The organism is Mesorhizobium sp. M8A.F.Ca.ET.207.01.1.1 (assembly GCF_004794715.1).
Lineage (GTDB): Bacteria > Pseudomonadota > Alphaproteobacteria > Rhizobiales > Rhizobiaceae > Mesorhizobium.
Genome location: NZ_SRUS01000119.1, coordinates 1 through 418, shown reverse-complemented (window position 1 = coordinate 418; position 418 = coordinate 1). Strand labels below are relative to the sequence as shown.

At 67.9% G+C, this 418-nt stretch carries 1 protein-coding gene; it reads left to right on the top strand.

Features of this window, described 5'->3' with window-relative positions:
- The coding region (locus tag EN850_RS33755) for a glycosyltransferase (protein ID WP_136092949.1) at positions 1–418 on the top strand (418 nt) is incomplete at both ends.

Sequence of the window (418 nt, the reverse complement as noted above, 5' to 3'; positions counted from 1 at the left end):
GGTCCCGACATCTTCATCGAGGCCCTGGCGCTCGCCGCCAACCAACTCGGCCGTCGCCCGAGCGCGGTGATGGTGGGCGACGGCGACGACCTGCCGCGCTACCACGCGCAGGTCAAACGTCTCGGGCTTTCGGATGATGTCAGCTTCCTGGCGCCGATGCCGGCGAGGCAGGCCTTCGCGCTGGCGCAGCTGATCGTGGTGCCCTCGCGCGCCGAGGCGATGCCCTATATCGTGCTGGAGGCGCTGGCCGCCGGTAGGCCGATGATCGCCACCGCGGTGGGCGGCATCCCGGAAATATTCGGCGAAGGGTCCCCTGCCCTGATCCGGCCCGATGCCGTTCAACTCGCGGACAGGATGAAAGCAGCCCTCGAAGACGTCGCCGCCTTTCGGCAGTTGATGCCGCAGACAGTCGAACTCA